This is a genomic window from Aliidiomarina soli (genome assembly GCF_003986975.1).
In the GTDB taxonomy this organism is placed as follows: Bacteria; Pseudomonadota; Gammaproteobacteria; order Enterobacterales; family Alteromonadaceae; genus Aliidiomarina; species Aliidiomarina soli.
On sequence record NZ_PIPO01000003.1, the window covers coordinates 131,026 to 143,977 of the forward strand.

Sequence of the window (12,952 nt, forward strand, 5' to 3'; positions counted from 1 at the left end):
CTTTATTCGATTTCATTATAAGTTATATTGGTATCCTCTAAGTGGTTCGGGTACCAGCAGCTGATGCTAACCCCTGATGCAAACAAATAATGAGGTGATTATGAGCCAGTGGCGCGAGCAGTTTAGCGTATTCAGACAACGTCCCGACTGGGCCTATTTTGACAATGCCGCCTCCTGTCAGGTGCCGGATGTTGTGCTTGAGGCCATTTGTGACTACCAACACCATTATCACGCCAATGTACACCGCGGCAGTTATGAGCAAAGCCAGCATGCCACCGCACTGTATGAAAGCTGGCGGGCCAAGGTTGCTGGCTTTGTCGGCGCGACCAGTGACAGTTTGATTTTCACCCGCGGTACTACCGAAAGTATGAATCTTCTCGCTGAGTCATTGTTACGTCCCCGTTTACAGCGCGGTGACAATGTGGTGGTGACCTTATCTGAACATCATGCCAACTGGTTGCCCTGGCAGCGAGTCTGCGAACAGGTCGGTGCGGAGTTTCGGGTCGCAGACCTGAAAGATGACGGCACGGTCGACAACCTGATGCAGTTGGTTGATGAAAGAACGTGTCTGGTATCGTTAAATCACGCATCCAATGTATTAGGGGTTATTAACCCGGTCGCGGAAATCTGTCATCAATTGCGTGAGCAAGGTGTACTGAGCGTGGTCGATGCCGCGCAAAGTGCGGCCCATATGGCGATTGACGTGAACCAGCTGGGCTGCGATGCACTCGCATTTTCGGGCCATAAATTATATGGACCAACCGGTATTGGTGGCTTGTATGTGCGCCACGATGTGCTTGCTGCGATGCCTCCTTACCAGGTGGGTGGCGGTATGGTGGATAAGGTGTATCAGCAGGATTCCACCTTTCACAGCGGTGTACAGGGCTTTGAAGCGGGTACTCCAAATCTTGTTGGGGCGGCGGGTCTTGCCACTGCGGTGGAGTTTCTGCAGGATGCACGGGCGAATGGTAGCAGTGAGTACCTGCGAGGTCTGTTTAAGCAACTGGAAGCGGTGCTGGCCGATGTGAGCTGGTTGACGGCGTTGCCGCACAGCGGAGGGCGGGTCCCGGTTATTAGCGTTCACAACCCCGCGGTTCACCCGCGTGAGCTGGCGATATGTCTGGATCAGGACGGCGTCTCGGCGCGGGCTGGTCGACACTGTGCGCAGCCATTAACAGACAAACTGACCAGCAATGGATGTTTACGTTTTTCGCTCGGTCTGCACTCCAATGAGGCTGATATTGAACGGCTGGCACGCGGGCTTCGTGAGTGTAAGTTAAAGCCCTGACTAGTTTTGATCATGCCCCTGATCAGTGACAATGTGCTATGATGCGCGCGCCTATTACTTTGGAGCTGATTGGAGCTGCGCTGTGTCTGAAACGTCCGGGAATCTGCCCGCTGCATCCGCAGGGGTGTGGTCTGAAGTTCGCAAATTATCGCTGCTAACCGGACCGATCCTGATCGCCCAGTTGACCCAGATGCTGATGAGTGTCGTCGACACTTTGATGGCTGGACGGGTGGGTGCAACTGATTTAGCTGCTGTTGCTGTGGGTGGTTCAATCTGGACCCCTGCGACCCTGTTAGTGTTTGGCTTCGCGCTGGCTCTGGCACCGGTTATTTCACACGCGCATGGTGCTGGCGAATATAAGCGCATGGCCAACATGCTGCAGCAGGGCTTTTATACCTGCGCCATCAGCGCCTTGCTGGTGGTGGGGTTAGTTTACCTGGCGCCATTGTTCCTTAACATGATGGACGTCGAAGAAGACTTCCGTCGTAAAACCTTTGATTACCTTACCTATATTCTTTGGGGCACCCCGGGGCTTGTGCTCTACATGGTGCTGCGCAACTTTTGCGAAGGCCTGTCGCATACCATGCCGTCACTGGTAATCGGCGTTATCGGGCTGCTGATCAATATTCCCGCCAACTATATCTTTATCTACGGCAGTTTTGGCGCTCCGGCGCTAGGTGGGGCAGGCGCCGGTGTGGCTTCCGCTCTGGTTTACTGGGGCATGGGGCTGTCACTGCTCGGCTATGTACTGGTGGCGAAGCGCTATCGCAAACTGATGCTATTAAGTCAGATTTACCTGCCTAGTTGGGATGATATCTGGCATTTTGTGCGGCTTGGCTTTCCCATTTCGATGTCGTTGTTCTTCGAAGTTAGCCTGTTCGCAGCAGTGGCGATTCTGATTGCACCACTTGGCTCAATTATGGTGTCGAGCCATCAGATTGCGCTGAATATTTCATCCCTGGTGTATATGTTTCCGCTTAGTCTGAGCATGGCTGTGACTTTGCGGGTTGGTTTTGCGCTTGGCTCTGCTCAGGTGATGGACGCGATGCGAAGCTACAAAGTCGCATTGGTGCTTGGGGTTGGCTTTGCGGTTGTGAATGGCCTGGGGATGTGGCTGGGTGGTCGTTACTTAGCTGGTTTCTATACTGAGGACAACGCGATTATCGAGCTTGCCGGGACCTTGCTTGGTTTAGCCGCCATCTTTACCGTCTCCGACACATTCCAGGCGATTTCCATCGGGGCCTTGCGTGGTTATAAAGACACCCGGGCTGCAATGGTGGTGACTCTGGTCTCGTACTGGCCGTTTGGCCTGACCGTTGGCGTGGTGCTGGGCCGCACCGACTTGCTGGTCCCAGCGATGGGTCCGGCGGGCTTCTGGATAGGCTTTATCAGTGGCCTTAGCGTTGCAGCCGTGCTCTTAACCATCCGACTATTCCGTGTCCACCGGCAAACACTCAACGCGCAATGAATGCGAGCGCGGGGCTTGAACATTGAATTCAATGAATGCAAGCGCGGGGCTTGAACGTTGAATTCAATGAATGCAAGCGCGGGGCTTGAATATTGAATTCAATGGATGCAAGCGGCCGCTGGGGATTAGCCCTTACGTTGTTGCAGTACTTTGCACACGTCGTCAATGCTGAGATCGCGCGCACTTAGCACCACCATCAGGTGATACATTAAGTCAGCACTTTCATTCAGCAGCGCGTCATCGTCCTGAGCGACGGCGGCCAGTGCCACTTCAACCCCTTCTTCACCGACCTTCTGTGCACAGCGACGAATGCCGGACTCAAGCAGTTGGGCAGTATAACTTTGACTGCCGTCGGCCTGCTGTTTGCGTTGCTCTATAGTACGCTGTAACTCGCTGAGCTCGCTGATCATGGGTTGCTGCTGTGGTACCCAGCAACTCTCAGTACCAAGGTGGCAGGTAGGCCCCTGCGGACGAGCCAGGGCTAGAATGGCGTCGTTGTCGCAGTCAGCCACTAATTCAACCAGTTGCAGTGTGTTGCCACTTTCTTCGCCCTTGCGCCAAAGACGCTGTTTACTGCGGCTAAAGAAGGTAACCTGTTGGCTTTGCAGGGTAGCGGCGAGGGCATCCTGATTCATATAGCCCTGCATTAACAGACGGCCACTGCTGGCGTCCTGCACCATGCACGGGATCAGATCGTTCATTTTCTGCCAGTCGAGCGACGCCATATTATCTGTGGTTAGTTGCATGAAATATCCTTGTTTTCCAGAGTCGTTTTAGCCACGGATGTCTTAGCGACGAATAATAATGCCATTGTCGGCTAAGCTCGCTTTGAGTTCATCCATGTCGATAATGCCTTTGTGAAAGACCGACGCGGCTAAGGCGCCATCGACGTTCGCCTGATGAAAGACATCAACAAAGTGCTCAAGCGCACCGGCACCGCCTGAGGCAATCAAGGGTACCGAGCATTGTTCGCGTATCGCTTTGAGTTGGGCCACGTCATAGCCCTGACGTACGCCGTCCTGATTCATGCAGTTAAGAACAATTTCACCGGCGCCACGGCTAATCACTTCCTGCACCCAGTCACTGGTGTGCCACGCCGTTTTACCACTGCGTTTTTCATCACCAGTAAACTGATGCACTTCGTAGTGACCACTGGTTTCGTTATAAAAACTGTCGATACCAATTACAATACACTGCTGGCCGAACTCATCGACCATCCGGTTGATCAGATCAGGGTCGCGCAGGGCGGGGGTGTTAATTGATATTTTATCGGCCCCCATCGACAGGATTTCACGTGCCTGGTCGACTGATTTAATTCCGCCAGCCACTGCAAACGGAATATTGATCACTTCTGCGACCCGGGCCACCCAGGATTTGTCCACCACACGCTCATCAGAGGACGCGGTAATGTCATAGAAGACCAGTTCATCGGCACCTTCGGCTGCATAGCGTTTAGCGAGTGGCACAATATCACCGATGATTTCATGGTTACGAAACTGAACCCCTTTGACCACGAGTCCGTCGCGTACATCGAGACAGGGGATTATGCGTTTTGCCAGCATTCGGTTGCCTCCGCCAGGGTAAATTGTCCGGTTAACAGCGCTTTACCTAAAATGACACTGTCACAGTTTACCGCACGTAAGTCTTTCAGATCATGCAAGCTGGAAACACCTCCCGATGCCTGCCAGACGACCTCCGGGAAATCGATTTTTAAGTCGCGGTATAAATGCACGTTGGGGCCGGAGAGCATGCCGTCACGACTAATGTCGGTGCACAGCACATGTTTACAGCCTGCAGGAATTAAGTCGCCGAGCAAGGTTTCAATGCGCACATCGCTTTGCTCCTGCCAGCCGTGTGTCGCTAACCAGCGTTGGCCGTCCGCATCAATATTGATATCTAACGCCAGCACAATGGCCTCTGAGCCAAACTCGTTCAGCCACTGCGCCGCCAGGGCCGGGTCTTTGACTGCGGTCGAACCCACTACCACGCGCTCGACGCCGGTGGCCAGTAAGCTACGTATATCCTCAGTGGTACGAATGCCCCCTCCGGTCTGAGTGGGCAAACCGCTTTCCTGCTGCATCCGGTTAATCAGCGTTAGCTGTCGTTTGGAGGGGTCACGGGCTCCGTCAAGATCAACAATATGAAGATATTCCGCACCGGCTTGCGCATACTCACAGGCCACCTCAACCGGATCAGAATGGTAGGTGGTCTGGCGTGCGAAATCACCTTGTTTGAGGCGTACCACCTGACCGTCAATAATATCCAGCGCTGGAATTAACATGTGATCTCCAGAAAATTTTGTAGTACCCGTGCGCCTGCATCACCAGAACGTTCCGGGTGAAACTGTACGCCCATAAAGTTGCCCTGGGCAATAGCCGCAGCAAAAGGCTGAGTGTATTCACAGCGGGCTATGCAGTGCCGCTCAGCTGGTGCTGCATAGGTATGGACATAGTAAAAATAAGGTTGTTCACTGGCAAAGCCTTTGAACAGTGGGTGATCGGTCACTTCGGTTGCATTCCAGCCCATATGAGGCAGCGGCAGATTGTCTTTGTTTTGCAACCGTTCAACCTGAGTATCTATCACGCCCAGGCAGGGTAAAGGGGCGTCACCCATGTGATTGCTGGACTGTTGACTGTACTGTTCGGAGGAACTGTTGGTGAGCATTTGCATGCCTAAGCAAATCCCCAGCACCGGCTGGGTGAGTTCGCGCAGTACGTCGATCAGCTGCAACTCTGTCAGCGAACGCATCGCCGCACTGGCGGTACCAACCCCAGGTAATACAACATGGCTGGCGCTGCGGATGATGTCTGGATCGGCGCTAACGACTGCTTCAACCCCCAACCGTTTGAACGCAAAGTTAACGGAGGCGAGATTGGCAACGCCAGTATTGACGATAACCAGCTTCATGCCAGCACCCCTTTACTGGAGGGCATTTCATTACCCTGTTTAGTAATCGCCTGGCGCAACGCGCGACCAAATACTTTAAACAGGCTTTCCACCTGGTGGTGGGCATTGCCTTCGGTGGTGCTCAGGTGCAGGCTGATCTTCATGGTGTCACATAACGAACGGAAGAAATGCTCAACCATCTGAGTTGACAAGGTTCCTACCGTGCTGTCCGTGAACTCGGCATTAAAGACCAGGAAAGGTCGACCGGAGACATCCAGTATTGCCTCGGCGCGGCATTCATCCATGGGCAACACAAAGCCAAAGCGGCCGATGCCACGTTTGTCTGCCAGGGCTTTATGTAGTGCTTCACCGAGTGCCAGCGCGGTGTCTTCCACACTGTGGTGATCATCAATGTGTAAATCGCCGGACACCTTAACGCTTAGGGAAAAACCGCCGTGGGTCGCAATCTGCTCCAGCATATGATCGAAAAAACCAATGCCGGTGGCAATAGAGACTGGCGCTTTTTCATCCAGGTTAACTTTCACTTCAATGTCGGTCTCACGAGTGGTGCGCACGACAGTGGCCTGACGTGGCTTCAGGGTCAGAGCCTTCACAATATCGCTCCAGCCGTTGCTGTCGCGGTCATAGCGAATGCCCTGAATGCCCATCGCGGCAGCGAGCTGAAGATCGGTTTCTCGATCGCCGATCACCGCGCTTTGGCTGAAATCAACCAAACCCTGTTGCAGGAATTCCTGCACCAGCCCCAGCTTTGGTTTGCGGCAACTGCAGTTATCACTTTCAAAATGCGGGCAGATAAGAACATCACTAAATTCAATGCCCTGGCTTTGCAATAACTGCATCATCGCCTGATGCGGGGCGTCAAAATCCGCCTGCGGGAAGCTGTCTGTACCCAGACCGTCCTGGTTACTCACCATGACCAGGCGGTAACCGGCTTCTTGCAATGCCAGCAGCGCGCTCACCATGCCCGGCTCGTAGACCAGTTTATCCAGACGATCGAGCTGTTTATCCACTGCTGGCTCTTCCACTAAGGTGCCGTCACGGTCGATAAAAAGAATTTTTTGTTGCGAAAGCATCTGTGTACTCCTTAGCGCGAGGTGGTGGCAAATTTAGCCAACACTTCGATCAGTTGTTCATTTTCAGCCGGTGCACCGACCGTCACCCGTAGGCAATTTGACAGCCCGGGCTGGCTTGACTGGTTGCGCAGTAAAATACCGGCATCGACGCAAAACTGCATCACCGCGTCTGCGTCTGCAACCCTGAACAGAATAAAGTTGGTAGCACTTGGCAGCACGCTGCGCACATACGGCAGTTCAGTCAATGCAGCACTGAGCCTTTCACGTTCACCCTGCGCCTCAATCACGTTCTGACGGACCTCGATTAGGTTGTCCGGGCTCAGCGCCTGAGTGGCAATCTGAATACTGACGTCAGGCAGCGGGTAGGGCGCAAGCACCGGCACCAGCGCATTGATTACCTCACTATTAGCCAGTGTAAAACCGACCCGGATACCTGCCAGGCCAAAGGCTTTGGACAGCGTGCGCATCACCACCAGGTTATCGAACCGTGTCAGCAAGGTAGCGAAAGACGCTGAATCGGCATATTCGATGTAGGCTTCATCGACTACGACCAGGGCACGGCCAGCAAAATACTCAAGTAAGTGTTCAATATCCGCGCTGCGTAATTGGTTACCAATCGGGTTCGATGGGTTGCAGAGAAAGACCAGCTTAACCTGTTCGCTTTGTTGTTTAATGCCTTCAATGTCGAGCTGCCAGTCGTCGCTGGGGTCAACTGTATCGGCTTGCTGCAACGGCATTCTCTGTAAAGGCACCTTCACCACGGGCGTATTATTGAGCCCGGCCGAAATGCTGTACATGCCATAAGTAGGCGGACAAATGAGGATCTTGTCCTGTCCCGGCTCGCAAAAGCTGCGGATCAGAAGCTCGATGCTTTCATCGCTGCCACGGTGACTAAGCAGTTGGTCAGGTGATATCCCCGCATAGCGCGCATAGGCCTGGTTAAGCTCCACTGACTGGAAATTCGGATACCGGTTCAGGTTTGCGGTATCAACGTTGTAATCAGCACTATAGGGTGATTCATTGGCATTTAGCCATATACGGCCACCACTCATGCTACGGCGGGCCGAGGCGTAGGGCTGCACGTCGCGCAGGTGAGGGCGCAGTAATTGTTGAACCAGGTTCATTGGCGCTCTCCTTCGGTGCTTGCTGTAGCAGTTTGCAGATCCGCTTGCATACGCGCACTGTCGAGACGTCGGGTGACGGCGAGGCGGTGAGCGTCGAGCTTTTCTTCGGCAGCCAGCGCAGTGATCGCTGGCGCTAACAGACTTAGCCCTTGTGGGGTTAGCTGCTGCACCGTATAACGGCGATAGAAATCGGCTAACCCAAGGCTGCTGTAGTTACGCGCATAACCGTAAGTGGGCAGTACATGGTTGGTGCCGGTTGCGTAATCGCCCCCCGACTCTGGTGCATAGTGGCCGACAAAAATGGAGCCCGCCTGATCGGTTTGCTCAATCCAGTCCTCGGCGTCTTTGATTTGCAGACTCAAGTGTTCCGGCGCGTAGCGCTGTGAAATAGCCGCCGCTTCGGTTAAATCCTCGGTCACAATAAAGCTGCTTGACGCCAGCGCCTGCGCAGTGATTTCAGCGCGTGGTAGCTCGGCTAGCTGACGTTGCAACGCGGCGCGGGTGGCTTCCACCACCTTCGTTGAAGGACTGAGCAGGATAACCTGAGAGTCCGGTCCGTGTTCCGCCTGCGACAACAGATCAGCGGCAATGAATTCAGCATCGGCAGTGTCATCTGCAATAATCAGCAACTCAGAGGGACCTGCAGGCAGATCGATAGCCGGGCCACCGGCGAGCTGGCTGACGTACTGTTTTGCCGCAGTGACATAACTGTTGCCGGGACCGAAAATCTTGTCCACCGCATTGATACTTTGGGTACCTACAGCGAGCGCCGCAATGGCCTGCGCACCGCCTGCCAGAACTACCTGAGTGACGCCGCATTTTAATGCTGCATAGCAAATAGCCGGGCTTAACAGGCCATCTTTGTCCGGCGGGCTGACCAGAATACGTTCATTGCATTGCGCCAACTGAGCCGGCACGCCGCACATCAGTACAGTGCTTGGCAAACTGGCACTGCCGCCAGGGATATACAGGCCAACCTTGCGTAATGGCGCGATGCGTTGTTGGCAACGCACACCGGGCATGGTTTCGATGTCCACGGTTTGCGGTTGCTGCTGCGCATGGAAACGGCGAATATTGTCGTAGGCCAGATCTATGGCCTGCTTTACCTTTTGCTCGGTCCGTCCGGCGAGAGTTTCGACCTGTTCCATGGCTAACACAGGCGAGTCGAGGCTGACATTGTCGAAACGCTGTGTCAGCTCAAGCAGGGCAGAATCGCCTTGCTGCTCAACCTGTTCAATGATGTCGCGAACCTGTCTCATCAGTTGCTCGCTGGCGCGTTGCGCCGGGCGTTGAAGACGACTGCGCCGTTCTTCTTCGCTCAAGGATTGCCAGCGCACAGCGCTGGCGATTGTATATCTTGCCATTGTCACTACCCCAGCATTTTTTCAATCGGCAGTACCAGAATCGAACTGCAACCCAGTGTTTTCAGTTGTTCCATCGTTTCCCAGAACAACGTTTCGGTGCTCACCACGTGAACCGCAACCACGTCGTCGCTGTGCGATAACGGCAGGACAGTCGGACGCTCGGCGCCGGGTAGTATATCTTCCACTTGCTGCAGTTTGTCTTTCGGCGCGTGCAGCATAATGTACTTGCTCTCTTTCGCTAACTGGACGCCGTCAATACGTGCCAGCAGCTTATCCATCATTTGTTGTTTAGAGGGGTCGAGGGCTTCGGCGCGCTGGATCAGTTGCACCTGAGAGCGGAAAATAACCTGCTGCTCACGCAGACCATTGGCTTCTAAGGTCGCGCCAGTGGAAACCAAATCACAGACCGCATTGGCCAGGCCCGCCCGCGGTGCGACTTCAACCGAACCAGTCAGCATCACTGGCTTCGCTTTGACCCCCTGATCTTTGAGGTAGCGTTCCAGCAAACGAGGGTAGGTAGTCGCAATTTTAAGGCCTTCCAGATCCGCAATGCCGTTAAAATTTTGCTCGGTTGGTAAGGCAATACTTAGGCGGCAGTGGCCGAAATCGAGTCGGCGCAGAGAACGAAACTGATTGCTTTGCTGTTTCATTTCGCGCTCAAGTGACTCTTCTTCCAGCACGTTTTCGCCAACCAGCCCCAGATCAACAACCCCATCCATGACCAAACCAGGAATATCATCGTCACGCACCCGCAATAAGTCGATAGGGTGGCTGGTGCTGTGCACCATTAAGCGAGCTTCATGCATGTTGAATTTGACGCCACAGGCGCTGAGCAGCTTGATTGATTCTTTGCTGAGGCGGCCGGACTTTTGTACGGCGATGGTTAGACGTTGTTTGCTCATAACATTTCCTTAGTGTCTGCTGGGCGTAGCGCGAGGCGCGTACCAAATACAATTAAAAAGCCCCCGAAAGGTACGCTTCCGGGGGCTTTATTAGATTCCTGGAAGGTACCGGTATAACGGACCTTCCACACTCTGAAGGCCGTCAGTCAGAATGATGGTGGTGATGTACAGAAATAGAGTTGTATAGACTATTCATGCTAAAAACCTATGGTTGACGGCGGTAAAGTGGTTAAGTTGTCTAAATTCTACTGACTAGTACGCAAAATGCAACCCTAAAGACTAAAATTGGTCATAGAAACTACTCGACGAATGTGTAACGTGGCCGATACAGAAGCTGTGTAGCATTGTGCTGGGGGGCACCTATGGCAAATCAGGATATTTTGTTTCCATTTTTACCGCGCAATACGCAGGTTGATGTGCGTGATCCAAACTTGCGGGTAAAGCGGGTTGAAAGGCCACCCGCTGGCTCGGCGGTGCAGGACGATGAAGACTTTAACGATACTCAGGACGCCCGGGTATTGGCGCGTTATCGTAATCCGCAACAGCAATCCGGGCAGCGGCAAAAAGAGCAACCTGAACAGCAGGCAAGTGGCGATAATCATGCCAGCCATCAGCCGCCCGAAGAGCCTCCAGTGGCTGAAGATCCACGTAAAAAGTTAGCTGATCATGATGACGATACCCATAAAGGTATCCATCTGGATACCTTTATCTGATCAGGTGAATTGCGTCGGTAGCTTAATTTATCCGCACTCGACGCGGTAACAGCAGCTCAAAGCATGTGCCTTGTCCTGGCGTACTGCTGACTGTGATATCGCCTTTCAACTGCTGGCGCACTAAGTTGTAGACGATGGGCATCCCCAGTCCGGTACCACCCTGGTTGCGTTTGGTGGTAAAGAACGGTTCAAAGATTTTCTGCAAGGTTGCGTCATCCATGCCATTACCATCGTCACAAAAGCTCAGTCGCACATAGTCGGCATCTGCCCGAGCCGCGCGAATGGTGATAGTGCCGCGAGTATCGCTGTCACCGGCCCCCTGGGTCGACGCGGCAGCATAGCCGTGCCGTATGCTGTTGGTCACCAGATTGGTGAGGATTTGCGCCATCGCGCCGGGGATGGTGTCCATTTCGATTTCACCATCGACATCAATCTGGAAGTCTATGTGGGCACGTTTTAATTCAATCGATAGCGCTGACATGATTTCTTCAATGTAATTGCCGAGATCAATCGTGCGCCGTTCAGTCACCATCTGATCCACAGCAACCTGTTTGAAGTTACTGATTAACCGCGCTACCCGACTCAGATTTTTTTCAGTCAGACTGAGTGACTCTTCTGACTGGCCGAGGAAACGGTCCAGTTGCTCCCGGGTAAGCCGCCCTTCACGTACATTTTGCTGCAGAATTTCACGACGGTCGTTAAGCATCGAGGTGGCCGTTAATGCAACACCCAGCGGCGTGTTGACTTCATGGGCAACACCAGCGACCAGGTTACCAAGCGCCGCCATCTTTTCTGACTCTACCAGTTTGTCCTGAGCGTTATGCAGTTCGGTAAGGGCATCCATGAGCTGTGTCGCGGTGCGCCGTTTCTTGACGTACAAGCTCAAGCTGAGGACACCTAATATTGAGGCCGCCGCTAATGCAATCAGGATATAAACCAGGTATTCGCGCTGCCGGTCAATAGTGCGTTCGCGATTTTCGATGAGTGCAGCCTGTTCCGTCAGAGCACTGCGTTGGTCACGCAGCTGCTGCTGTTGTGCAGCAAGAATGTCGCGATTGGCCGTAATACGCTGAGCCAGCTCATTGCCTTCCTGCTCTTTAGCCGCCAGTTGCGCCTCTTTGGTTTCCAATAAGCTTTCCTGCTCACGTAAGGTTCTTTCACTGTCATCAAGTAAGTTTTGAATCCGGTTAAGTTGTTCCTCACGGTTAAATAATAATTCGCGTTGTTGTTCCAGCTCTGACAGCAAATTGTTCAGGGTAGCCTGCTGCGAGTCCATCACTTCCTGCTTTTCTTCGATGGTTCCTTCCTGCACGCGTAGGACCTGGTCACGTTCACTCAGCGCCTGCTCGAGGCTGGAAATACGCTCCTGCAATTGACGGAGTTCCTCACGGAGCAAACTATTCTGTTCACTCAGCTCCTGACGGCTGCTTTGAATACTGGCAATTTCAAGCATCGACCTGTGGTGCGCAGCAAGGGTATTCAGTTCCTGCCCGCTGATTTGCAGTAGCCCTGAGGTAACCTCAAGGCCAGCGGAGTTAATCCGCTGGTCATTGATTTGGTAACTGATTGCACCAGCATTGTCTGCGCTGATATTAATCATCATGTTCTGGCGAACCAGGCGGTCTTCAGTGATCACCAGCACGTTGTTGCGCATGGCCTGATTGAGGATCAGTTCGCTGGCACCGCTATGGCGTGGCCCGACGTAGACTAAGTCGACCTGGGCCACCTGAGAGTTACGGGTCAGTAGTTGAACCTGAATGGGTTTATCGCGCATCTCTCCAAGCGGAATAGAAGCGAGCAGCTCGAAAACATTTTCATCACCCAGCACCCCAATGGTCAGTTCGGAGCGTTGCTCTTCATTGGGCCAGTTGACATAGCGCATGACACTTATTAAATAGGCCGCCCGGATCTCAGCCAGGCTGTAGCTGTCATCATTCATTGGCAATGGCTCAGGCTGCACGGCCTGCGCCGAATGGCTGACCACGAGAATAGTGAGCGACAAAAGCCACGCTGTAAGGGATTGACGAACAACCTGCACCAAAACTTCTTCCTATGCCAAACGTTAGCGCTGCATTGTATCTGAAATCTACGGTTGTTGGAAAGTTAGCCAGCT

General features: G+C 53.4%; 12 protein-coding genes and 1 other annotated feature. Of the genes, 3 read left to right on the plus strand and 9 right to left on the minus strand.

Annotated elements, in window-relative coordinates:
- Positions 1-100: 100 nt before the first annotated feature.
- Positions 101-1,288 (plus strand): aminotransferase class V-fold PLP-dependent enzyme, encoded by a 1,188-nt coding sequence (locus tag CWE14_RS07120; protein WP_157981790.1) that lies wholly within the window; start codon positions 101-103, stop codon positions 1,286-1,288.
- Between the two features lie 124 nt (positions 1,289-1,412).
- Entirely contained in the window at positions 1,413-2,756 is a 1,344-nt protein-coding gene (locus tag CWE14_RS07125; protein WP_241972362.1) for an MATE family efflux transporter, read from the plus strand.
- 125 nt (positions 2,757-2,881) lie between these two features.
- Here CWE14_RS07125 and hisIE read toward each other — a convergent pair whose 3' ends face one another.
- The 8 genes from hisIE to hisG are packed head-to-tail and all read right to left on the minus strand — an operon-like array spanning position 2,882 to position 10,126.
- The gene (hisIE, locus tag CWE14_RS07130) at positions 2,882-3,502 is read right to left on the minus strand and encodes a bifunctional phosphoribosyl-AMP cyclohydrolase/phosphoribosyl-ATP diphosphatase HisIE (protein ID WP_126798757.1); all 621 of its coding nucleotides are present in this window, start codon (positions 3,500-3,502) and stop codon (positions 2,882-2,884) included.
- 42 nt (positions 3,503-3,544) lie between these two features.
- The gene (gene hisF / locus CWE14_RS07135; protein ID WP_126798758.1) at positions 3,545-4,318 is read right to left on the minus strand and encodes an imidazole glycerol phosphate synthase subunit HisF; all 774 of its coding nucleotides are present in this window, start codon (positions 4,316-4,318) and stop codon (positions 3,545-3,547) included.
- The gene (gene hisA, locus CWE14_RS07140) at positions 4,300-5,037 is read right to left on the minus strand and encodes a 1-(5-phosphoribosyl)-5-[(5-phosphoribosylamino)methylideneamino]imidazole-4-carboxamide isomerase (RefSeq protein WP_126798759.1); all 738 of its coding nucleotides are present in this window, start codon (positions 5,035-5,037) and stop codon (positions 4,300-4,302) included. Before hisA ends, hisF begins: the two co-directional genes overlap by 19 nt.
- On the minus strand, positions 5,031-5,663 hold the full coding sequence (hisH, locus tag CWE14_RS07145; RefSeq protein WP_126798760.1) for an imidazole glycerol phosphate synthase subunit HisH: 633 nt from the start codon (positions 5,661-5,663) through the stop codon (positions 5,031-5,033). Before hisH ends, hisA begins: the two co-directional genes overlap by 7 nt.
- Positions 5,660-6,736, minus strand: coding sequence for a bifunctional histidinol-phosphatase/imidazoleglycerol-phosphate dehydratase HisB (gene hisB / locus CWE14_RS07150; protein WP_126798761.1), 1,077 nt, complete (start codon positions 6,734-6,736; stop codon positions 5,660-5,662). Before hisB ends, hisH begins: the two co-directional genes overlap by 4 nt.
- An 11-nt stretch (positions 6,737-6,747) precedes the next feature.
- Positions 6,748-7,860 (minus strand): histidinol-phosphate transaminase, encoded by a 1,113-nt coding sequence (gene hisC / locus CWE14_RS07155; RefSeq protein WP_126798762.1) that lies wholly within the window; start codon positions 7,858-7,860, stop codon positions 6,748-6,750.
- The gene (hisD, locus tag CWE14_RS07160) at positions 7,857-9,224 is read right to left on the minus strand and encodes a histidinol dehydrogenase (RefSeq protein WP_126798763.1); all 1,368 of its coding nucleotides are present in this window, start codon (positions 9,222-9,224) and stop codon (positions 7,857-7,859) included. The genes hisC and hisD overlap by 4 nt, the downstream gene beginning before the upstream one ends.
- Positions 9,225-9,229: 5 nt before the next feature.
- Positions 9,230-10,126: an ATP phosphoribosyltransferase gene (gene hisG, locus CWE14_RS07165; protein WP_126798764.1), complete on the minus strand. Its 897-nt coding sequence runs from the start codon at positions 10,124-10,126 to the stop codon at positions 9,230-9,232.
- Positions 10,127-10,177: 51 nt separating this feature from the next.
- Positions 10,178-10,293: a sequence feature (His leader region), on the minus strand.
- A gap of 195 nt (positions 10,294-10,488) precedes the next feature.
- On the opposite strand from hisG, the gene CWE14_RS07170 reads away from it, so the two are divergent.
- Positions 10,489-10,839 (plus strand): hypothetical protein, encoded by a 351-nt coding sequence (locus tag CWE14_RS07170; RefSeq protein WP_126798765.1) that lies wholly within the window; start codon positions 10,489-10,491, stop codon positions 10,837-10,839.
- A 22-nt stretch (positions 10,840-10,861) separates the two neighbouring features.
- Here CWE14_RS07170 and CWE14_RS07175 read toward each other — a convergent pair whose 3' ends face one another.
- The gene (locus tag CWE14_RS07175; protein WP_126798766.1) at positions 10,862-12,877 is read right to left on the minus strand and encodes a YfiR/HmsC family protein; all 2,016 of its coding nucleotides are present in this window, start codon (positions 12,875-12,877) and stop codon (positions 10,862-10,864) included.
- Between the last annotated feature and the right edge of the window lie 75 nt (positions 12,878-12,952).

What these genes read in the sequence shown, in the direction of transcription:
- CWE14_RS07120 (WP_157981790.1), top strand. Translation starts at nt 101, where the DNA reads ATGAGCCAGTGGCGCGAGCAGTTTAGCGTATTCAGACAACGTCCCGAC.
- hisIE (WP_126798757.1), bottom strand. Translation starts at nt 3,502, where the DNA reads ATGCAACTAACCACAGATAATATGGCGTCGCTCGACTGGCAGAAAATG.
- hisF (WP_126798758.1), bottom strand. Translation starts at nt 4,318, where the DNA reads ATGCTGGCAAAACGCATAATCCCCTGTCTCGATGTACGCGACGGACTC.
- hisA (WP_126798759.1), bottom strand. Translation starts at nt 5,037, where the DNA reads ATGTTAATTCCAGCGCTGGATATTATTGACGGTCAGGTGGTACGCCTC.
- hisH (WP_126798760.1), bottom strand. Translation starts at nt 5,663, where the DNA reads ATGAAGCTGGTTATCGTCAATACTGGCGTTGCCAATCTCGCCTCCGTT.
- hisB (WP_126798761.1), bottom strand. Translation starts at nt 6,736, where the DNA reads ATGCTTTCGCAACAAAAAATTCTTTTTATCGACCGTGACGGCACCTTA.
- hisC (WP_126798762.1), bottom strand. Translation starts at nt 7,860, where the DNA reads ATGAACCTGGTTCAACAATTACTGCGCCCTCACCTGCGCGACGTGCAG.
- hisD (WP_126798763.1), bottom strand. Translation starts at nt 9,224, where the DNA reads ATGGCAAGATATACAATCGCCAGCGCTGTGCGCTGGCAATCCTTGAGC.
- hisG (WP_126798764.1), bottom strand. Translation starts at nt 10,126, where the DNA reads ATGAGCAAACAACGTCTAACCATCGCCGTACAAAAGTCCGGCCGCCTC.
- CWE14_RS07170 (WP_126798765.1), top strand. Translation starts at nt 10,489, where the DNA reads ATGGCAAATCAGGATATTTTGTTTCCATTTTTACCGCGCAATACGCAG.